Annotated in this window: 17 protein-coding genes and 3 pseudogenes; 11 read left to right on the top strand and 9 right to left on the bottom strand. The window is 71.0% G+C overall.

Features of this window, described 5'->3' with window-relative positions:
- Positions 1 to 138: 138 nt before the first annotated feature.
- The 3 genes and pseudogenes from GA0115254_RS06105 to GA0115254_RS06095 all read right to left on the bottom strand — a co-directional run bounded on the left by GA0115254_RS06105 (position 139) and on the right by GA0115254_RS06095 (position 2413).
- On the bottom strand, positions 139 to 1353 hold the full coding sequence (locus GA0115254_RS06105) for a serine/threonine-protein kinase (RefSeq protein ID WP_256102416.1): 1215 nt from the start codon (positions 1351 to 1353) through the stop codon (positions 139 to 141).
- A 264-nt stretch (positions 1354 to 1617) separates the two neighbouring features.
- Positions 1618 to 1902 (bottom strand): annotated as a pseudogene (locus tag GA0115254_RS06100) (HAD hydrolase-like protein); the annotation flags it as partial.
- A 25-nt stretch (positions 1903 to 1927) separates the two neighbouring features.
- On the bottom strand, positions 1928 to 2413 hold the full coding sequence (locus GA0115254_RS06095; RefSeq protein WP_093894253.1) for an Lrp/AsnC family transcriptional regulator: 486 nt from the start codon (positions 2411 to 2413) through the stop codon (positions 1928 to 1930).
- Positions 2414 to 2641: 228 nt separating this feature from the next.
- Between GA0115254_RS06095 and GA0115254_RS06090 the strand changes: the two genes are divergently transcribed.
- The 5 genes from GA0115254_RS06090 to GA0115254_RS06070 all read left to right on the top strand — a co-directional run bounded on the left by GA0115254_RS06090 (position 2642) and on the right by GA0115254_RS06070 (position 9080).
- The gene (locus GA0115254_RS06090) at positions 2642 to 3619 is read left to right on the top strand and encodes an alpha/beta hydrolase (protein ID WP_093894252.1); all 978 of its coding nucleotides are present in this window, start codon (positions 2642 to 2644) and stop codon (positions 3617 to 3619) included.
- Complete coding sequence (locus tag GA0115254_RS06085; protein WP_093894251.1) at positions 3612 to 4775, top strand: acyltransferase family protein; 1164 nt, start codon at positions 3612 to 3614, stop codon at positions 4773 to 4775. Before GA0115254_RS06090 ends, GA0115254_RS06085 begins: the two co-directional genes overlap by 8 nt.
- 25 nt (positions 4776 to 4800) lie before the next feature.
- Positions 4801 to 6081, top strand: coding sequence for a sensor histidine kinase (locus tag GA0115254_RS06080; RefSeq protein WP_093894250.1), 1281 nt, complete (start codon positions 4801 to 4803; stop codon positions 6079 to 6081).
- 278 nt (positions 6082 to 6359) lie between these two features.
- On the top strand, positions 6360 to 7865 hold the full coding sequence (locus GA0115254_RS06075) for an FUSC family protein (RefSeq protein WP_093894282.1): 1506 nt from the start codon (positions 6360 to 6362) through the stop codon (positions 7863 to 7865).
- Between the two features lie 144 nt (positions 7866 to 8009).
- Positions 8010 to 9080 (top strand): lactonase family protein, encoded by a 1071-nt coding sequence (locus tag GA0115254_RS06070; RefSeq protein WP_093894249.1) that lies wholly within the window; start codon positions 8010 to 8012, stop codon positions 9078 to 9080.
- A 98-nt stretch (positions 9081 to 9178) separates the two neighbouring features.
- On the opposite strand, the gene GA0115254_RS06065 is transcribed toward GA0115254_RS06070, so the two are convergent.
- Together GA0115254_RS06065 and GA0115254_RS06060 are read right to left on the bottom strand one after the other, a co-directional pair.
- Positions 9179 to 10102, bottom strand: a complete 924-nt coding sequence (locus tag GA0115254_RS06065; protein ID WP_093894248.1) for a sirohydrochlorin chelatase — start codon at positions 10100 to 10102, stop codon at positions 9179 to 9181.
- Positions 10103 to 10190: 88 nt separating this feature from the next.
- Positions 10191 to 11228, bottom strand: a complete 1038-nt coding sequence (locus tag GA0115254_RS06060; RefSeq protein ID WP_093894281.1) for an N-acetylglucosamine kinase — start codon at positions 11226 to 11228, stop codon at positions 10191 to 10193.
- Between the two features lie 285 nt (positions 11229 to 11513).
- On the opposite strand from GA0115254_RS06060, the gene GA0115254_RS06055 reads away from it, so the two are divergent.
- Positions 11514 to 12191 (top strand): uracil-DNA glycosylase, encoded by a 678-nt coding sequence (locus tag GA0115254_RS06055; RefSeq protein ID WP_093894247.1) that lies wholly within the window; start codon positions 11514 to 11516, stop codon positions 12189 to 12191.
- Positions 12192 to 12300: 109 nt separating this feature from the next.
- On the opposite strand, the gene GA0115254_RS06050 is transcribed toward GA0115254_RS06055, so the two are convergent.
- Complete coding sequence (locus GA0115254_RS06050) at positions 12301 to 13389, bottom strand: WD40/YVTN/BNR-like repeat-containing protein (RefSeq protein ID WP_093894246.1); 1089 nt, start codon at positions 13387 to 13389, stop codon at positions 12301 to 12303.
- A 185-nt stretch (positions 13390 to 13574) separates the two neighbouring features.
- Here GA0115254_RS06050 and GA0115254_RS06045 point away from each other — a divergent pair, with 185 nt between their 5' ends.
- A complete protein-coding gene (locus tag GA0115254_RS06045; protein ID WP_093894245.1) occupies positions 13575 to 14291 on the top strand; it encodes a cupin domain-containing protein in 717 nt (238 codons plus the stop codon).
- On the opposite strand, the gene GA0115254_RS06040 is transcribed toward GA0115254_RS06045, so the two are convergent.
- Both GA0115254_RS06040 and GA0115254_RS06035 read right to left on the bottom strand, forming a co-directional pair.
- Positions 14279 to 14821, bottom strand: coding sequence for a GNAT family N-acetyltransferase (locus GA0115254_RS06040; protein WP_093894244.1), 543 nt, complete (start codon positions 14819 to 14821; stop codon positions 14279 to 14281). The two genes, GA0115254_RS06045 and GA0115254_RS06040, sit on opposite strands and share 13 nt — an antisense overlap.
- Before the next feature lie 91 nt (positions 14822 to 14912).
- Positions 14913 to 15512, bottom strand: a pseudogene (locus GA0115254_RS06035) (substrate-binding domain-containing protein); the annotation flags it as partial.
- A 2-nt stretch (positions 15513 to 15514) separates the two neighbouring features.
- On the opposite strand from GA0115254_RS06035, the pseudogene GA0115254_RS06030 reads away from it, so the two are divergent.
- The 4 genes and pseudogenes from GA0115254_RS06030 to GA0115254_RS45660 form a co-directional block, all read left to right on the top strand.
- A pseudogene (locus GA0115254_RS06030) lies at positions 15515 to 15769 on the top strand (hypothetical protein); the annotation flags it as partial.
- A 36-nt stretch (positions 15770 to 15805) separates the two neighbouring features.
- Positions 15806 to 16186, top strand: a complete 381-nt coding sequence (locus tag GA0115254_RS06025; protein ID WP_093894243.1) for a hypothetical protein — start codon at positions 15806 to 15808, stop codon at positions 16184 to 16186.
- 174 nt (positions 16187 to 16360) lie between these two features.
- Entirely contained in the window at positions 16361 to 17458 is a 1098-nt protein-coding gene (locus tag GA0115254_RS06020) for an NADH:flavin oxidoreductase/NADH oxidase (RefSeq protein ID WP_093894242.1), read from the top strand.
- Positions 17459 to 17585: 127 nt separating this feature from the next.
- Positions 17586 to 18143, top strand: coding sequence for a transposase (locus tag GA0115254_RS45660; protein WP_370740834.1), 558 nt, complete (start codon positions 17586 to 17588; stop codon positions 18141 to 18143).
- On the opposite strand, the gene GA0115254_RS06010 is transcribed toward GA0115254_RS45660, so the two are convergent.
- Positions 18043 to 19329: WD40 repeat domain-containing protein (locus GA0115254_RS06010; protein ID WP_176739998.1), on the bottom strand; the 1287-nt coding region annotated here is incomplete at its 5' end. The genes GA0115254_RS45660 and GA0115254_RS06010 overlap by 101 nt on opposite strands.

The raw sequence follows: 19329 nt of genomic DNA, 5'->3' as shown, positions 1-19329 counted from the left end.
TATGGAAGCCGCCCGGCCCGTCGGCGTCCGTTGATGAACCGCTGACGCCGTAACCGCCGGTCCTGACGGCCGCTTGACGTGTGGTGCGGCGGCAGGGGCGGTACGGTCGTGGGGCCGGGGCGGGCAGGGGAGAACGGCTCAGTCCTGCTCGTCGTCCCCGTCGCCCTCGCCGCCCTGCCTGTCGCCCTCGCTGTCCTGTGCCGGCTGGTCCGGGGCCGGTGAATCGGGTCCGGTGGATGCGGTGGGAGCGGTGCCCGGGGTGTCGGCCGAGCCGGAATCGGGGGAGAACAGGCTCATCCCCAGGTACACGGCCGCGAGGAAGGCGACCGTACCGGCAATGGCGCTGGCCACTCTGGGCCGACGCCTGATCGCCTCGCGGGCGCCGGTGCGCCGCCGGACGGGCATGGACCGGTCCGCCGGACGCCGTCTGTGGCCGCCGGCCTGCGGCAGGCGGTATGTCGTCAGGCCGTCGGCCTGCTGAGCGGAGACGGATGCCGGGGCTGTGCCGAACGCGGGGGCAGGCGCCGGGACATAAGGAGCACTCGGCGCTGCCGGAGGGGGCGTGGGAGCGTACATGGGCATGGGCTCCGGCTGTCCCCGCCACGCATCGTTCTGGAACCAGTCGGCGACCTGCTGAGCGCTGGGCCGGTCCTCGGGCTGCTTCGCGAGCAGCCCGAGCAGATAGGAGTCGAAGGCGGGAGACAGGTCGACTCCCCGCTGTCTGAGCGGCACGGGGGCCGTGTCGACATGCTGATAGAGCGTGGCGGTCGCAGTGTCGGAGCGGAACGGTGGGTCGCCCAGCAGGAGTTGGTAGATCACACAGCCGAGGGAGTACATGTCGGACGCCGCACCGGCCGTACGGCCCAGGGCGCGCTCCGGGGCGAGATAGAGACTGGTGCCGACGATCTGCCCCGTGGTGGTCAGCGCGGCGGAAGGGTCGTCGACGAACTGGGCGATGCCGAAGTCGCCGATCTTGACGGACCCTTCCGCGTCCAGCATCAGGTTTCCGGGCTTGATGTCACGGTGCACGATGCCCTGCCGATGGGCGGCGGCGAGCCCCGCGGCCGCCTGGCCCGCGATCCGGGCGACCTGCTCGGCGCCGAGCCGCTCCTCGGCAGCGAGCAGATCGCCCAGGCTTCTGCCCTCGACGAGTTCCATCACGAGGAAGAAGCGGTCCTCCCAGGCCCCGAAGTCGAACACGGCCACCAGATGAGGGTGGCTCAGGCGGGCCGCGGTCTGCGCCTCCAGACGGAACCGGGCGGTGGCCGACTCGTCGGCGTGGTCGCCGAGCAGCAGCTTCACGGCCACCGCCCTGCCGAGCACTTCGTCGGCGGCGCGCCACACCTCACCCATGCCGCCGCGACCTATGGGGGACAACAAGCGGTACCGACCAGCTACCAGCACCTGTGCACCAATCTCGAATTGTGGGCCGCTTCGACTGCCACGGCGGCGACCCGACCGGGATCGGGGCGGGGTGGGGCGCGCGGCAAGATCAGGATATCGGGCCGCCGGACCCCGACGGCACGCCGAGCAGCCGAGACGGTGTCCGCAGAGGCGTCGCCGGGGGGCTTGCGGCGGACAACGCCCCATGGTCTACACGGCCACCGCCGTCCAGAACGGTATGCCGGGCGCGGACGACGGCCTCGTCTCCAGATACAGGGCGTCCTGACCCGCCACCAGTTCGTCGACCGGCGACTCGATCCCGTACTCGGCACGCAGGGCCGCCAGCGTCTCGCGGACACCGATCCCGATGAAGCAGGTGTGGTGCTCCCACGTGAAGCCGGGTGCGCCGTACCGTTCCAGAAGGCGGCGCGCCACCTCGTAATAGTTCGGCTCGCTGTCCACCAGCGTGGCGTCGAGATCGAAGACCACGGTGAGGACGGGGACGCGCCGGGAGCTCATGTTGTCCAGCATGCCAAGACGGTGATCACTTCGGGCCGCCGGCCGCCGTGCGGCCCACCGATTCGACCAGTGGCAGCAGTCGGTGCGGCACTCGCTCGCGCAGCGCCACCTCGGTACGTGTCCTGACCACACCGGGCAGTTGGATCAACCGCTGGATCACATCCTCCAGATGCCCGTTGTCGCGGGCCACCACCCGGGCCAGCAGATCGCCGCCGCCCGTGGTCGAGAAGGCCTCGACGATCTCCGGCACCGAGGCGAGCGCTCCACCCACCTCGTCCAGATGCCCCTGGGTGACCTCCAGATGAACGAAGGCCAGCACCGGGTGCCCCAGTGCGGCGGGGGACAGGACCGGACCCGTAGCGGTGATCACACCGTCCCGCTCCAGCCGGTCGATACGGGCCTGGAGAGTACCCCGGGCGACGGACAGGATGCGTGCGTACTCGCGCACGCTGGTGCGCGGCTGCTCGATGAGCAAGCGCAGGATGCGGGTGTCGAGGGCGTCCACCGCCATGGTCCGTTGGTCTCTTCCTGGTAGGCCGATCCGGGCAGCGACTGTACCAATGGCCCGGCAACGGCCCCGCCGGAGCCATCCGACGCACTTTCACCCGCATCTCATACCCGTAGTCCTGCAGAGCTACAAAAAAGGTTCACACCCCGGTGGGACGCGGACTACAAGGCCCTCTCCATAGCTTCTGTACCCGAGCAGCACAGCCATCCGGTACGGAAGGAACAACCTGCCATGTCGTCCCATCCGCACAGAGGCCGCCTGCGCCGTGGCCTGCTCGCCGCGCTGGTGGCCGCCTCGGTGGCCGTGCCCACAGCGGCGGTGGCCGGCCCCGCGGCCGTACCGGCACCGGCTCCGACCGTCCGGGGTCCGCTGCGCAGCGCTGCCCCCGAGGCCCTCGCCGCGCGGTACGCCGCGACCCGTGCCGACATCGGGGCGGCCGAGCGGGCAGCCGCCGACCACGGCGACCGGAAGCGGGCTGCCGCGCTGCACGTCATGGCCGATCCCGTACGCCGCTTCCTCTCCTTCGACGGCCGTGACGGGGGCCGCAGCGTCGAGATCATCGGCGACCTGTCCCACGCCGAACGGATCGCGGTGCTGGTCCCCGGCGCGGGCATCGGCGTCGACCACTACTGGCGGCTGCGCAACGGCGCGTCGGCACTCCACAGCGAGTTGGGCGAGCGGTCGGCCGTCGTCGCCTGGCTCGGATACGAGACGCCGACGACGGTGAGCCCGACGTCGGTGACCTCGGGGCGGGCCGACGAAGCGGCCCCCGAACTGCGCTACTTCATAGGCGAGTTGAGAAGACTGAAACCTGCGGTCCAGACCTCCCTCGTCTGCCACTCCTACGGCTCCGTCGTCTGTGCCGGCGCCGCGCGCGGACTGCGGGTCGCGGACATCATCCTGTGCGGAAGCCCCGGAACCGGCTACGGAAACGTCGCCGACCTGCACACCCCGGCCACCGTCTGGGCGGGCCGTGGCAGCGACGACTGGATCGCCGATGTGCCGCACATGAAGCTCCAACTGCCTTTTACGGAAATCGGGTTCGCGACGGACCCGGTCTCGCCCGAGTTCGGCGCCGAGATCTTCGCGGCGGGCGACGGCGGTCACAGCGACTACCTGAAGCCCGGTTCCCTACCGCTGAAGAACATCGCCCGGATCGTGGCCGGAACGGCAGTGTCCGCAGAGCTCCCGGGAGAGCGCCATGCGTGACTTCGTCCGGCGGATGGACTCCGCCACTCCTGCCGACCGTGACCGCGCGATCGACGCCCTGCGCGCCATCGCCATCCTCGGCGTGGTTCTCGGCCACTGGCTGGTGACCGCACTGGTCGTCGACAGCGGCACCATCCACGGCTCCAGCCCACTCCAGTACATGCCTCAATTCACCCCGGTCTCCTGGGTGTTCCAGACTCTTGCCGTCTTCTTCCTGGTCGGCGGACAGGTCGGCGCGAAGAGTTACGCCGCCGCCCGCGCCCGTGGCGAGAACTACGTCCGGTGGCTCCGTACGCGGATGACCCGGCTGCTGCGGCCGGTGGTCGTCGTGCTGGTCGTATGGACCATTGCGGCGTGCACGATGCTCGCCTCCGGGGCGGACCAGGACACCGTGCGCGCGCTGTGCAAGCTCGTGTGGTCCCCGCTCTGGTTCCTGACGGTCTTCGCGGCGCTGACGGCAGCGACCCCGCTGGTGGCGAAGCTGCATCCGCTGTGGCCGTTCGCCGTCGTGCTGATCACCGACCTCTACCGGTTCGGCCTGGACGAGCCCGGCGCGTTCACCTCGGTCAACGTGGTTGCCGGCTGGCTGGTTCCGTACTGCCTGGGCGCGGCCTGGGCACGGGGCGAACTGCACAGTCGCAGGACCGGCTGGACGCTGCTGCTCGGCGGAGCCGCCGCCACCGCCGGACTCATCCTCTGGGCCGGCTACCCGGCAGCCATGGTCGGGGTACCGGGCCTGGCGATCTCCAACCTCGACCCGCCGACCCTCGCCGTGGTCACCTTCGGCCTCGCGCAGTGCGGAGCGGCACTGCTGCTGCTCGGTCCGCTGCGCCGAGTGCTGCAACGCCCGGCCGTCTGGGCGGTGGTGGCGATGGTGAACCTCTCCGCGATGACGATTTTCCTGTGGCACCAGACCGCGATGATCGCGGTCACCGCGACCGGCCTGTTGGCGGGCGGGACCCTGCCGGGCCTGCACACCGTCCCCGATGCCTCCGGCTGGGTTCTCGCCCGGCTGTCCTGGCTGCCCGTGTTCGCCGTGGCGCTGCTGATCTGCTGGGGGGCGTTCCGTGGTTACGAGCAGGGGCGGCCGCGAAGGAAGAGCGTGGTCGTCCGCAAGGGGCGTCCCGCCCGGTCGGCGGGGGTGCGGCGCGCTTAGGGTGAGTTCCGTGAAGCGGGGGGACATGGTGAGGCGGTCGGCGGAGGTCCTACGGGCGTTGCCCCGCACCCTGCGCGAAGATCTGGTGACGTCGGCGGCCGACCCGACCTCGTATGCGCGGCGGCCGCGCTGGCTGGAGTGGCGGCCGGCTCTCGTGGTGCCGTTGGCGATGTTCGCGGTGGGCATTCTCATCTTCAACACGAACCAGTACGCCTTCGGGTACGGGATGGGCATACAGCTGGGCATTCTGGTCGCCGGGATCCAGTCGCCCGCGATCGTCGTCGCGCTGTTCCGCCCCATCCCGGCCTGGTGGGTGTCGATGCTCGTCACGGTCGTGATCACCCCCTTCGCCAAGGCCTCCGGTCCCGGCGGCATGATGTTCCCCTGGAGCGGAGCCGGGATCGCGCTGCAGGCCGGGGTGCTGTTCCTGCTGGCACTGCGGGTCCGGCCCCGGATCGCCGCCGAGACGCTGACGATCAGTGTCGTGGTGGGACTTGCCTGCGGCGTGGCCGCCCCGTGGCACCGGACCAACGACGTCCACCTCGCGGTCGCGGTTCTCGTCGTCGCCGTGGTGGTCGGTGCCGCGCTGCGTGGCATCGGGGTGGCGCGTACCCAGCTGGTCGCACAGGAGGAACTCACCGCCGAGGAGCGCTCCCGGCGCACACTTCTGGAGGAGCGCAACCGGATCGCGCGCGAACTGCACGATGTGGTCGCCCACCACATGTCGGTCATTTCCATCCAGGCGCAGGTCGCTCCGCACCTGGTCGAGAATCCGTCCGACGAGCTCAAGGAGAACCTCGCGGGCATCCGCGAGAACGCGGTCGACGCGCTCACCGAACTGCGCCGGGTGCTCGGCGTACTGCGCTCCGAGGACCCTCTGCCGCAGGCGGCCAGGTACGCCCCGCAGCCCACCCTCGACCGGCTGGACGATCTGATCGACAACGCGCGCGGCGCCGGGCTCTCGGTCACCGCCGAGACCGCCGGGGAGCCGCATCCGCTGTCGCCGGGCGTCGAGCTGTCGGCGTTCCGCATCGTGCAGGAGGCGCTCAGCAACGCGATGCGTTACGCACCGGGCGCAAAGGTGCGGGTGGAGATCGGCCACCACCCGTCGGCCGTCACGATCCGGGTCACCAACACCCCGCCGGAACGGGCCGCCCCGCCCTCGGCCGGCGCGGGCCACGGTCTGCTCGGCATGCGCGAGCGCACCGCGATGCTGGGAGGTGAACTCGCCACCGGGGCCACCCCTGACGGCGGCTACGAAGTGACTGCGACACTGCCCGCACAGCCCCCTGCCCATCACCGATGACTTCCCGCCCCTGTCGGGGCGGCATGGGACATTCGGCCACGCGACGGCCACCCGGGTACCGGGTGCCGCGTACGGCGTTCGGCCCCATTTCGGTCCGTTGGCCTACCCATGGTGCACATCAACGGTTCATGGCTGGGCCAATGGCCCAATGGTTACCCTCTCGTTTGAGCCATGGGCCTCAGAGATGTTGTGATGTACCCGTCGATGGCGCTGCGGATCCCCGCGGCGCCTTTTTCATGCCGGTGTGCAGGGCCGGTGTGCCGAAGCGGGAGCATGCCGTGCTGAAGAGGATGTTCGTTTCCCCGGACCCGGGCCGACTGCGGCTGCGCAGCGGTCTCCGGGCCGTCCTCGGCATCGGCCTGGCCGTCGTGGTGTGCGGTCTGGCCGGTCACTCGCTCGTCGCGGCCGTGACCGGCGGGCTTGCCGCTCTGCTGGCCCTGTTCACGGTGCTGGACGCCACGGTGCGCGATCAGGCGATCACCACCGCCCTGCTGCCTGCCGTCGGTTTTCCGGTGCTCGCCCTCGCCGCAGGGCTTCACGATCATCCGTTGGCACGGGACGTGGCCTTCCTCGCGGTCATGGGCCTGGGCGTGTACGCCCGACGATGGGGCCCACGCGGCCACTCGCTGGGCGTGTTCGCCTTCATGGCCTTCTTCACCACGCAGTTTCTCCACACCCTGCCCGGGCAGTTGCCCGAGCTGTACTCCGCGGTCGCCCTCTCGCTGCTCGCCTCGTCGACCGTCCGCTTCGGGCTGTGGTGCTACGAGCGTCGGCTGACCGCCGCCGCCGTACCCACGTCGGCGGCGGGCAAGGGGCTGGCCCGCGCGACCACGCGCCAGGCGATTCAGGCGACCGTCGGCGGAGCGATCGCGCTCGCGGCGGGGCTGCTCCTCTCCGAGCAGCGCTGGTACTGGGCTGTGGGCGCCACATGGTGGGTCTTCGTGAACACCGCCTCGCGCGGCGAGACGCTGGTACGTGGCTTCCGCAGGGTCCTGGGAACCCTGATCGGCATGCCCATCGGCCTGGCCGTCGTCGTCCCGCTGCACGGTGCCGCCGTGCCCAGCGCGGTCGTCGTCGCGATCAGCGTCTTCGGGATCTTCTACACCGCCGCGGTCTCGTACACCTGGATGGTGTTCTCCGTGACGGTGATGGCGGGGACGCTCTACGGACTCCTCGGCGTGCTGGATCCGGCGCTGCTCATGCTGCGGCTCACCGAGACCGGTGCCGGAGCGCTCGGTGCGATGCTCGCGGTGCTCCTCGTGCTGCCGGTCACCACACACGCCACGACCGACGCATGGATCCAGCGGGCCCTGCGCTGTGTGCACGCCTGTACCGCGGAAGCCGCGGCGCGGCTCTCCGGTTCGACGACCGCCGACCCGGCGCCCCGAATCGCCGAGCTGGAGGCGCTCCTCGGACGGGTGCGGATGTCTCTGGCTCCGCTGGTGCATCCGCTGAGCCCACTGCGCGCCCGAAAGGCCCGCGCAGGACAGGTGCTCGCTCTGCTGGACACCTGCGCGCGCGAGGTGCGCGGACTGGCCTCCGTCGCCGCGGACCCGGAAGCGTCCCAGGACGCCCGCCTCGCTGCTGCCTGCTGGCGCGTCGAAGCATCCGTGGAGGCGCTGACGGCACCGGATCTGCCGCAGCGGGCGGGCGTGCCGAACATCCCGCCCCACCAGACCGTCGCAGAGCCCGCGCTCGCCCACCTGCACGGTCTGGAGCGGGCACTCGCCGAGCTCGCCGCCCCGCTGCACAGCGATCCGCGCGCCCCGTTGATCGGTGTGTGAAGGGCCCCTGCGGAGCCGACCGGTAACCGAGGCCTTGGTCTAGACCTCGATGGGCCGACTGCTACCGTCGCCCGGGAAGATCACGACGGTACGAACGGTCGTGCTCAGTCGGCGGAGAGGGGCAGTGCGGTGACGAGCAGTGCGGTGGGCAGCGACAACGGCGCGGGGCGGGTATTCATCGGGTCGTTCACCTCGGCGGGCGGGCGGGGAATCACCGCCGCCGCCATGGATCAGGAGACCGGGGACCTGACCGTCCTCGGCTCGACGGACAGCGTTCCCGATCCCTCGTATCTCGTCGTGGGCCACGGCCCGGGTCCGGGTGGCAGGGTGCTCTACACGGTCAGCGAGACCGAGCACGGTGCGGCCGCCGCACTCGACATCACCGGCGATGTGCCGCAGCCGGTCGGCGAGCTCCGGCCGGTGGACGGCGATGGTCCGACCCATCTCGCGCTCGCGGGCGGTCATCTGCTCACCGCCAATTACGGCTCCGGCAGTGTCACCGCTCTGTCCGTGCGGGAGGACGGTTTCCTCGGCGCCGTCACCACCGTGCTCAGGCACGAGGGCAGCGGTCCCAACGCCGACCGTCAGCGGGGCCCGCACGCACACCAGGTGCTGCCGGACCCGTCGGGGAACTGGGTGCTCAGCGTGGACCTCGGAACCGACTCCATACGGATCTGCGCGCTCGACACGGCCACCGGGGCGTTGCGGCTGCACGGCGAGACAGCCCTGCGGCCGGGCACGGGTCCGCGCCACCTGGCCTTCCACCCCGCGGGCAGCCACGCCTACGTCCTGAACGAACTCGAACCGACCGTCACCCTATGCAGATGGGACGCCGCCGCGGGGGTCCTGGAACCGGTGGCTGAGACATCCGTCCTGCCCGAGGAATCGGTACGTGGCGGGGACACGGCGACCTACCCGTCCGAGGTGGTCGTCTCGCACGACGGACGGTTCCTCTGGACGGCCAACCGGGGGCACGACAGCATCTCCGTGCTCGCGCTCGACGGAACGGGCGAGAAGGCGACGCCGGTCACGACCGTGGGCTGCGGCGGGCACTGGCCGCGCGATCTCGCGCTCGACCCCACCGGTCGATGGCTGTACGCGGCCAATGAGCGGTCCGGGAATGTCAGCTGGTTCGCCGTCGACCCGGCGACCGGCATCCCGCGCCGCACGGGCTCGCTGGAAGCCCCTGCCGCATCCTGCGTGATCTTCGCCTGACATCACGCCATGCACAGCCGAATCGCCGGGCGGGCCGGAAGGATCGAGCCCGCCCGGCGATCGATGCCGGACCGCTGCCGGACGTACCCGGCACCGCGTCAGTGAGCCTGAGCACCCTGCGAGGTCGTCGGCGTGATACCGAGCGCCGTCGCGTACAGCGACAGCACGAGCTTGCCGATCGCCGGATACGCGCCGAGCGGCTCGGCCGTTGCGCAGCCCGCCTCCTTCGCGGCGGCATCCAGGAGTCCGTCGGCCACCTCGGGGCCGACGAGGTACGGAGCCAGCGCGAGCTGTACCGAGCCGGAGTCCGTGAGCTGCTCCGCGATCGACGCGACGGAACCCTCCACGTCGAGTGCGGCGGCCATCACCGGCACCGCGAGCCGGGCGGCCAGCAGCATGCCGGTGATCCCGGCGGCCTGCACGGCCTCCTCGCCACCCACCGTGGCCAGCACGATGCCGTCGGCAGCCGTGGCCACCGTGAAGAGCCTGGCACGGTCGGCGCGGGCCAGACCGGCCTCGGAGAGGCGTACGTGCAGCGCTTCGGCGAGCAGCGGGTGCGGGCCGAGCACATCGGTCAGCTCGACCTGCGTACCGCTGTCCATCACGGCCTGCCGTATCCGCCGGATGAGGGCGCTGTCCGGCCCCGCGAGCAGCGGCACCACGACGGCGGACGGACCCTCGGGCTCGGCGACCTCGCGGCCCGCGGCCTGTGCCTGCTCGAAGCGCGCGATGCGCTCGGCGGCGCTGTGGGTGAGTACGGACGAGAGCTTCGGGTACTCGGCATCGTCGCCGTCGAGGTAGCCGATCCGGGCATTGAGGCCGGGCAGCTCGGAACGGGCGATGCTGATCACCTCTTCGGCCAGGCTGCGCGTGGCCGAAGAGGGGGTACCGGGAACGGCGAGAACGAGCGCGGCAGCGCCCTCAGGTGCGACCACGGGCTCCGGGCGGCGGTGCCGTCCGGACTGGCGAGGTCGCGGCATTCGTACAGGCAGGCCGGAAGCGGGCCCAGTGGGGGTGCTCATGGCGCCGCATGCTACTGGTTTTGGGTGCCCCTCTGTTCGGGGAGGGCCCGGCCGGGCGTTATCTGTCCGCTTTTATCCGATGAGAGGCTTACCGGTCGACTGTCCTGCTCTGTCGGCACCCAGGAGGGTGCTGAAGATCTGGGCCGGGCTCCTGCTCGGGCCCGTGACCGGGTACGCAGAGCAGTGTCGGATGGAGGGGCAGTCGCAGATCCCCGGCGGCCAACGCCTGAGCGATGGACAGCGCACCGGTCAGCGGATCACCCGAACCGGGGACCGTCCGTGCCTGCGGGAGCTGCCGGGACAACTCCTCCCGCAATGGTACGAGCAGTGGATCGCCCATCCGGAACAAGCCGCCCGTCAGGGCCACTTCGCACGGTTCGTCGTCGGCCCCGGCCTTCGGACACACCGCCGCGGCCGCCTCCGCGATATGTACGGCGGCCTCGCGCAGAATGCCCGCGGCGACCGGATCATGCCCGGCGCACGCGGCGACCTCGGGCGCGAACGAGGCCAGCACGGCAGGCCGGTCGGTGCGCGGATACAGCAGTCCCGGCAGCTCCGGCGCCGGCCCGAACACCGCCTCCAGCCGGGCCAGCAGTGCGGCGGACCCACCGCGCCGTCCGTCATGCGCTCGCATGGCGGCATCGAGCCCGGCCCGCCCGATCCAGGCGCCGCCGCCGCTGTCACCCAGCAGATGACCCCAGCCGTCGGCCCGGCGCCAGCTCGTCAGATCCGTACCCAGTGCGATCAGGCCGGTGCCGCCCGCGACGACCGCCCCCGGGCGCTGACCGACCGCCCCCGCGTAGGCGGTCACCGCGTCGGCGGCGAGAGCCAGCCGGCGCATCCCGAGCGCGCCTTCCAGGGCCGAAGGCAGTTCGGCGCGCAACTGTCCGCCGAGCGTCGCCATACCGGCGGCGCCGATCGCCACGGCGGCGATCCCGGTGCGGTCACCGCTGCCGTGCCGCTCCAACAGCCGGCGGGCGGCGGGCAGCAGTTGCTCCAGCAGATGACCCGCATCGATCCCGGCAGGTCCGGTGCGCACCGGCTCGGCGCAGACAGTCGTGCCCACCGGGGCGGACATGCCGACGCTGCCCAGCGCCACCCGCAACCCGGAGCCACCCGAGTCCACGCCGAGCACGAACGGCCCCGGCGTACCCGTCGCACCGGCCGATGAGCCCGTCTCCGTCCGCGCCGTCACGACAGCCTCCACCGGGCGCAATGAGCACCGCCGCTTTCCGGCGAACGCCTGCGTGACCTCATGGACCGGCTCCAGACAGAGAAGAGGTGAGAAGACGAATGACGGCGGCAGCCTATCCCGAGTCCCGGACGCGGGACTTCGGGGCGCAGAAGAGCGGCTGCGGAAGCCGACAGGGCGGCGGGGAGCGGGTCCAGTACGCCGGTAGAGTGATGCTTCGTGGCACCACGACCGTTGAATGAAGTAGTCGAGCCCGGTTGGGCCGAGGCGCTGGCCCCTGTGGCCGGACGCGTCGCCGCGATGGGCGATTTTCTCCGCGCGGAGGTCGCAGCCGGCCGCACTTATCTGCCGGCCGGCGCGAACGTTCTGCGCGCATTCCAGCAACCCTTTGACGAGGTACGTGTCCTGATCGTCGGTCAGGACCCCTACCCGACACCCGGGATGGCCATGGGGCTGAGCTTCTCCGTGGCCCCCGAGGTCCGTCAGCTGCCCGGCAGTCTGGAGAACATCTTCCGGGAGCTGCACACGGACCTGGGGCTTCCGCGACCGTCCAACGGCGATCTGACGCCCTGGACGCGCCAGGGCGTGCTGCTGCTGAACAGGGCGCTCACCACGGCGCCCCGCAAACCGGGCGCGCACCGCGGCAAGGGCTGGGAAGAAGTGACCGAGCAGGCCATCCGGGCCCTGGCCGCGCGGGGCAAGCCCCTGGTGTCCGTGCTGTGGGGGCGCGACGCCCGTAATCTGCGGCCGTTCCTCGACGGCTTCCCGGCGATCGAGTCCGCGCACCCCTCGCCCATGTCGGCGGACCGCGGCTTCTTCGGCTCGCGCCCGTTCAGCCGCACCAATGAACTCCTGCTCCGCCAGGGGGCCCAGCCGGTGGACTGGCAGCTGCCATGAGCCGAAGCCGCCGCCGGTCCGGGACCGGCGGCGGCTGCATAACGGTCACCGAGCAGTAGCTCGCGCAACGCATCACGTGGGCTCTGCCGCACTGCTGTCGGCGACGCGGTCATGTGCCGATGACCGCCGCCCGGACGCAGAGGACGTCCGGCAGGTGCGAGGCGAGCTGCTGCCAGCTGTCCCCGTCGTCCGCGCTCGCGTACACCTCGCCGTTGCGATTGCCGAAGTAGACGCCCGCCGGGTCGGCATCGTCCGTACAGAGCGCATCACGCAGCACCGTGCCGTAATGCGTCTCCTCGGGCAGGCCCGCAGACAGCGGCTCCCAGGTGCTGCCCGCGTCGCCGGTGCGGAAGACCCGGCAGCGGTGCTCGGCCGGCACGCGGTCGGCATCGGCGTTGATGGGGAAGAGGTACGCCGTGTCCGCGCGGTGCGGGTGCGCTGCTGCGGCGAATCCGAAATCGGAGGGCAGGCCCCGGCCGATGTCCGTCCAGTTGTCCCCGGAGTCGTCGCTCCGGAACACTCCCCAGTGGTTCTGGAGGTAGAGCCGATCGGGATCGACCGCATCCCGGGCCACCTTGTGGACGCACTGACCGAACTCCGGATCCGGGTCGGGGAGGAAGACCGCCGACACTCCCTTGTTCGACGGAGCCCAGCTCGCGCCGCCGTCCTTGGTGCGGAACACGCCGGCCGTGGAGACCGCGACCGTCACGGCCCGGGCATCCCTGGGGTCTGTGAGGATCGTGTGCAGACCCTCGCCGCCCCCGCCCGGCACCCACTTCGACCGCGTCGGATGCTCCCACAGCGGGCGGACCAGTTCGAAGGACACCCCGCCGTCCTGAGACCGGAACAGCGCCGCCGGCTCGGTCCCCGCGTACACGACATCGGGTGCCTCGGGGCCCGCCGGGTGGAGCTGCCAGACCCGCTCCAGCGATGCCTCGGTGAACTGAGGGAACTTCACGGCCGGTTGCTGTGGTTCGACCCAGGTGCTGCCCAGGTCGTCGGAGCGGAAGACCGAGGGACCCCAGTGCGCGCTGTCCCCGCCGACCAGGAGTCGGGGGACCTGCCTGCGGGTATCGACGGCGATCGAATAGATCGCCTGGGCATTGAAATGCGGGCCGTCGAACTCCCACGCGCCACCGCGCCTGCGGCCGATGAAGAGTCCCTTGCGGGTACCCACGGTGAGTAGTACGTCGGTCATGGCCGAACCTCCCGAAACGCCGTTGTGTCGGATACGGGCCAGTCTGCACCTCGCCACTGACAGTGGCCCGCAGCGCAGCTCCGATCCTCCCGGCCCCTGTTGCTTCCACGGTCGGCGAAGGTACGGTGCAGCAGGTGTAGAAAGCGCTTGCCGCAGCGCCGACGCAGAGAGACCGAGGAGTAGCTGTGCCGACCTTCGAAGGGCTGCCCGGTGCCGTCGCCGTCTCCCACCTGCGGGTCTACGACTGGCCCACCGCGGACGGCCTGCGGGGCGGGACGCCGCATCTCCACCTCACCTGCTCCGAGGGGTATCTGGTGGTCGGGGGCACGGGCTCGGTGCAGACCCTCACCGCGTCGGGGTTCCGGCAGACGCCACTGGCTCCGGGTGCCCTGGTCTGGTTCACGCCGGGTACGATCCACCGCCTGGTCAACGAGGACGGGCTGCGCATCGTCGTCCTCATGGAGAACAGCGGGCTGCCCGAGGCCGGTGACGCCGTACTCACTCTGCCGCCCCGCCACCTCGCGGACCCCGACGCCTACCGGGCGGCGGTCGTCCTTCCCGTCGACGGTTGCGAAGAGGAACAGGAGCGGGCCGCCCGCGTCCGCCGTGATCTCGCCGTCGAGGGCTTCCTCGCGCTGCGCCATGCCACCGAGGTGGGTGACCTCGAACCGCTCGCCGACTTCCACCGGGCCGCCGCCGCACTCGTACGCCCGAGGACCGAGGACTGGCGGGGGCGCTGGCAGAAGGGGGCCGCTGCCGCTTCCGAGGTGACCGGCGGACAGCTCGACGCTCTGGCGCGCGGTGACGGCGGATACCTCGCCGACGCCTGTGTGCACGCCGAACAGCCCTCCGCGTACGGAAGGTTCGGCATGTGCGGCCGTCTGGACGTCTACCGCGGCTGATCCGCCCCGGCGATGCCGGCGCAGGCGGAGCGCGTCAGGACCCGGGTCGTGCTGCCGTCGTCCTCCACCGTGTCCCTGACGTGCCGGAAGCCGATCCGGCCCAGCAGCGCCAGCGACGCCGTGTTCTCGGCGGCCACCGTCGCATGCACCTCGGTGAGCCCGAGAACGTCGAACCCGTACGACGTCAGTGTCTGCGCGATCTCGGTGCCGAACCCCTGTCCCCATACGGCCGGAGCCAGGGCGTAGACGATCTCGTGGCCGTCCACGTCCGGGGACGGGGAGGGCTTGATCTCCGCATGGCCGACCAGACGGCCGCTCTGTCGTACGGCCCATACGTCGAAGAGCCCCTGTGCGTACACCTTGCTGAAGACCCGCCCGAACAGGGCGCGGTCCTCGGCCTCCGTGCAGGGTCCGTCGCCTATCCACCGGGACACCCGGGCGTCCTGGAAGAGCGCCACGAAGCCGTCCTCGTCCGCGGGTGTGTACGGCTCCAGGAGCAGCCGCCCAGTGTGCAGGGTGGGGGTCGTCATGACGGGGGACGGTACGCGGCTCCCGTCCGGCCTGCAACGGAATAGAAGTGCAGGTCGGAACGGGTGAGCGGGGTGCGGGCAGGAGGGGTCGGCGGCGGGGCCCGGCGGTGCTGCTGCGGACCACCGGCTTCGCGGCCGGATCGCCCCGGGTGGTCGCGGGCCGGGCGCCCCGGCCGAGGTCGAGGACCAGGCGGGCGGCGGTCTCGGCCATCTCGACGAGCGGCCGGCGCACCGTGGCGATCGGTGGTCCGATCCACCGGGTGAGGGGCAGATCGTCGAACCCGACGACGCTCAGGTCCTCCGGGATGCGCAGCCCCAGTTCGCGGGCGGCCTCGTAGATGCCGAGGGCCTGGAGATCATTGCCCGCGAACAAGGCGATGGGCGGGTCGGGCAGTTGCAGAAGTTCGAGGCTCGCCGCGTAGCCGGCCTCGTGGCGGAACTCGCCCTCCCGGATCAGTTCCGGATCGAAGGGCAGGCCCGCGGTCTCCAGCGCGGCCCGGTAGCCGTCGACGCGGGCGCGGCTGCACATCATGCGGGACGGGCCACTCACGACGCCGATCCGGCGGTGTCCGAGACCGGTCGGATGGCGGGTGGCCGCCAGCCCGCCTTGCCAGTTGGTGGTCCCGACCGACGGCACGTGGTCACCAGGGTCGCCCGCCGGATCGACCACGGCGTACGGGATGTTGCGACTGGGACGACGCACCGCAGACGGTGAACGTCACGGCGGTGACGGGTTCCGACGACGGCACGATGAACGTCCAGTGGGCCCGCAACACCTCGGACAACGTCAACGTCACCAGTACGGTGCACCGGATCGGCCGGCCCGGAGTCCATGTGCTGAGATTCTGGATGGTCGACCCGACGGTGGTGCTGCAGAACCTGGTGGTCGACATCGGCGGCCTCAAGCCCAGCCATCTGGGCCCGCCGGAGAGCCTCCGGCTGCACTGAGCCGAAGGGCGTATCGGGCAAGGGGAGAACAGAGCGATGGCGAGTGGGATCGAGGACCGCGACGGACACGTCGCGACCCTGGAGGTGACCCCCGTCGGGGCGGGAGTCGAGGTCCGGGGCGTGGCACCGTCGGGAGAGTTCACTGTGATCTGCACCCCCGCCCGCGCCCGGGAACTGGCGGCGGCACTCGCCCTCGCGGCGGACGAGGCCGAGAGTGCGCAGTCGGCGGAACCCGTCACCGTCAAGGCGCGCGAACTGCGTCGAGGGGATGTACGGGACGGCGACCGGGCCATGACGGTGGAGGGCGTCAGGACCGACGGCACCACCGCCCATGTCACCTGGAAGTCGGGCGCCGGACGCAGTTGGACCCAGGGTTACGACGCGGACGCCGAGATCACACTGAGGCGGCGCGGATAGCCCGCATACGGCCGCCCAGCGGCGCGTGAGGCCCATTCCCGGCCGGAAACGGACCGGGAATGGGCCTCACCCATGCCCACGCCCTTGTACGAAGGGCATCGTAATTTGACGACTGTAGTAGTACGAGATGTATCGTACTAACGATTCTTTCGTACCGTCGAAACGGAGTCCGACGTGAGTGCCCTCTTCGAGCCCTACACCCTGCGGTCGCTCGTCATCCCCAACCGGGTGTGGATGGCGCCCATGTGCCAGTACAGCGCCGAACCTGTGGGGCCGAACGCGGGCGTCGCGACCGACTGGCACTTCGCCCACCTCGCGGCGCGCGCCGTCGGCGGCACCGGACTCGTCCTCGCCGAGGCGACAGCCGTCAGCCCCGAGGGTCGGATCAGCCCGGCAGACCTCGGCATCTGGAACGACACCCAGGTGGCCGCTCTCCGCCGGATCACGGACTTCATCAAGGGGCAGGGATCGGTACCCGGCATCCAGCTCGCGCATGCCGGTCGCAAGGCGTCGACGGCTGCCCCCTGGATGGGTGGCGGTCCCGTCGGGGCGGATGCGCACGGATGGACGCCCGTCGCCCCCAGTCCGCTGCCGTTCGACGACGGTCACCCCGTGCCGCACGAGCTGACCGTGGACGAGATCCAGGGCGTCGTCAGCGGGTTTCGCGAGGCAGCCCGCCGCGCGCTCGACGCGGGCTTCCAGGTTGTCGAGGTGCACGGAGCCCACGGATATCTCATCGGACAGTTCCTCTCCCCGCACAGCAACCGGCGTGACGACGAGTACGGCGGCAGCTTCGAGAACCGCATCCGTTTCGCGCTGCAGGTCGTCGACGCGGTGCGCGAGGTCTGGCCGGAGGAACTGCCCGTCCTCTTCCGGATCTCCGCGACGGACTGGCTCACGGAGAACGACGAGGACGAGCGCGAGGGCTGGACCGTCGACGAGACCGTACGACTGGCGAGGGAGCTCCAGGCCCACGGTGTCGACCTGCTGGACGTCTCCAGCGGCGGAAACGCCCCGCGCGCCCGCATCGAGACGGGGCCGGGATATCAGGTTCCCTTCGCCGAGCGGGTCAAGGCGGAGACCTCGCTCCCCGTGGCGGCCGTGGGTCTGATCACCGACCCGCAGCAGGCCGAGAAGATCATCACAGAGGGCCGGGCGGACGCGGTTCTCCTCGGGCGCGAACTGCTGCGGAGCCCGTCGTGGGCGCAGCACGCGGCGCGCGAACTGGGCGGCGAGGTCCACAAGCCCGACCAGTATCTCAGCGCCGTCTGACACGACAAGCCCCTGCCGGACATCCGGCGGGGGCTCGGAGCGTTACGGTGGCATTCCTGTCGAGGTCGGCCATGCCGAAAGGTGGCAGCTGGCCCTGGACATGATCGACGAGACGCGATCGTGAGGCATCGACATCCCCCTCACCGTCGCCGACGGCGGTTACGGAGACACGGCAGCTTTCCGGCTGGGCCTGGAAGAACGCGGACTCGACTACGTGGTGGGCATCTCCACCACGACCACCGCCCACCCGGAAGAAGCACTGCCGCACACCCCGCCCTACGGCGGCCGTGGTCCCCGGCCCCAGCCCCCGTCTATCCCGAGCCGGCCCGGAAAAACAGGCCCTGGGCCTGGCCCACTTCGAAGGCCGCACCCGGAGAGGCTGGCACCACCACGTCACCCTCGTCTCCGCCGCCCGCGCCTTCTGCACCCTCCAGCGCATCACCCGGTCCCGAAAGGAGACGGCGCCGGCCTGAGCCTCTACCAGGTCACCCGCGAACTGCAGTTACTCCTCGCGGCCTGGACCGGCGCCTGCCCCATCTGTCACCGCAACATGCCAGAGCCGATATCAACCTGGCCAGGCCCTACTAGGTGGTCACACAGGGTGGGTCGTACGGCAGTTGTGGAACGTACCGGCTCCATTGCTGTCGGCTCAGCGCGCCGGAGCTCGCAGCGCAGATGCGGCTGACAGCGGTCTCGACGTTCAGGTCCCAGAGCGTGGCCACGCCGTCGTCGGTGGTGGCAGCCAGGGTGTGACCGTCCGGGCTGAACGCCAGAACGGCGACGAATCCGGTATCCACGGTCAGCGGCCGGCCGATGGCGGTGGGGTGGTCGGGGTCGGTGACGTTCCACAGGTTGATGGTGCCGTTGTCGGTGTGGCCGGCCGCTGCGAGGGTGTGCCCGTCCGGGCTGAACGCCACCGACCACAGGCTGCCGCCGGGCACGGTCAGGGGGCTGCCCCTGCGCGTGAGGTGGTGGGGGTCGGTGGCATTCCACAGGGTGACGGTGCCGCGGCTGTTCCCGGTGGCGAGCGTGCGGCCGTCCGGGCTGAACGCCACCCAGGTGCTGGTGGTGGCCGGCTGCTTGATCGGCTCCCCGATGCGGACCCCGGGGTCCGTCATACTCCACAGTCCGACCTCGCCGTTGCTGCCGTCGCCGCCGGCCGCCAGCATCGTGCCGTCGCGGCTGAACGCCAGGGATTCGACGGACTTCGTGTGTGAGTTGGCGATGCCGGGCCCGGATTCGGGGTGTGCGGGGTCGCTGACATCCCACAGGGCGATGCTGCCATGCACCTCGTCGTCGCCGGCCGCGGCCAGGGTGTGGCCGTCGGGGCTGAACACCAGGGAGAAGATGAGCCCGTTCGCTCCGGTGAGGGTCTCAGGAAGCCGAACGGGGTGGTTGGGGTCGGCGGTGTTCCACAACGTGACGTTGCCACCGCTGTCGCCGGCGGCCAGTGTGCGGCCGTCCGGGCTGAACGCCACGGCGTCGACCGCGCCCTTGGCGCCGGTGAGCGGATCACCTCGGGGAGCGGGGTGGTTGGGGTCGGCGGTGTTCCACAGGGAGACGGTCTTGTTCTGGTTTCCTGCGGCAAGGGTGCGTCCGTCGGGGCTGAAGGCCACGGTTGCCACATTGCCGCCGGCGCCGATGATCCGGGTAGGCGGCAGATTCCACAGATCGACGTTGCCGTCGGTGTTCCCGGCGGCGAGGGTGCGGCTGTCGGGGCTGAACACCACGTCGGTGACCGCGTTGCCGGGCCCGGTCAGCGGCCGGCCCAGAGGGCCGATGGCCGTGGGGTGGGTGACGTTCCACAGATGGATGGTGTGGTCGGCGCTGCCGACCGCCAGAGTGTGACCGTCGGGGCTGAACGCCACCGA

Source organism: Streptomyces sp. Ncost-T10-10d (genome assembly GCF_900091955.1).
In the GTDB taxonomy this organism is placed as follows: domain Bacteria; phylum Actinomycetota; class Actinomycetes; order Streptomycetales; family Streptomycetaceae; genus Streptomyces.
The sequence above is the reverse complement of the archived record's forward strand: the minus strand, read 5'-3'. Positions and strand labels throughout refer to the sequence as shown.

Excerpts from the sequence above, each read along its gene's own strand:
- GA0115254_RS06105 (WP_256102416.1), bottom strand. The coding sequence starts at position 1,353 with ATGGGTGAGGTGTGGCGCGCCGCCGACGAAGTGCTCGGCAGGGCGGTG.
- GA0115254_RS06095 (WP_093894253.1), bottom strand. The coding sequence starts at position 2,413 with ATGGCGGTGGACGCCCTCGACACCCGCATCCTGCGCTTGCTCATCGAG.
- GA0115254_RS06090 (WP_093894252.1), top strand. The coding sequence starts at position 2,642 with ATGTCGTCCCATCCGCACAGAGGCCGCCTGCGCCGTGGCCTGCTCGCC.
- GA0115254_RS06085 (WP_093894251.1), top strand. The coding sequence starts at position 3,612 with ATGCGTGACTTCGTCCGGCGGATGGACTCCGCCACTCCTGCCGACCGT.
- GA0115254_RS06080 (WP_093894250.1), top strand. The coding sequence starts at position 4,801 with ATGGTGAGGCGGTCGGCGGAGGTCCTACGGGCGTTGCCCCGCACCCTG.
- GA0115254_RS06065 (WP_093894248.1), bottom strand. The coding sequence starts at position 10,102 with ATGAGCACCCCCACTGGGCCCGCTTCCGGCCTGCCTGTACGAATGCCG.
- GA0115254_RS06050 (WP_093894246.1), bottom strand. The coding sequence starts at position 13,389 with ATGACCGACGTACTACTCACCGTGGGTACCCGCAAGGGACTCTTCATC.
- GA0115254_RS06040 (WP_093894244.1), bottom strand. The coding sequence starts at position 14,821 with ATGACGACCCCCACCCTGCACACTGGGCGGCTGCTCCTGGAGCCGTAC.
- GA0115254_RS06025 (WP_093894243.1), top strand. The coding sequence starts at position 15,806 with ATGGCGAGTGGGATCGAGGACCGCGACGGACACGTCGCGACCCTGGAG.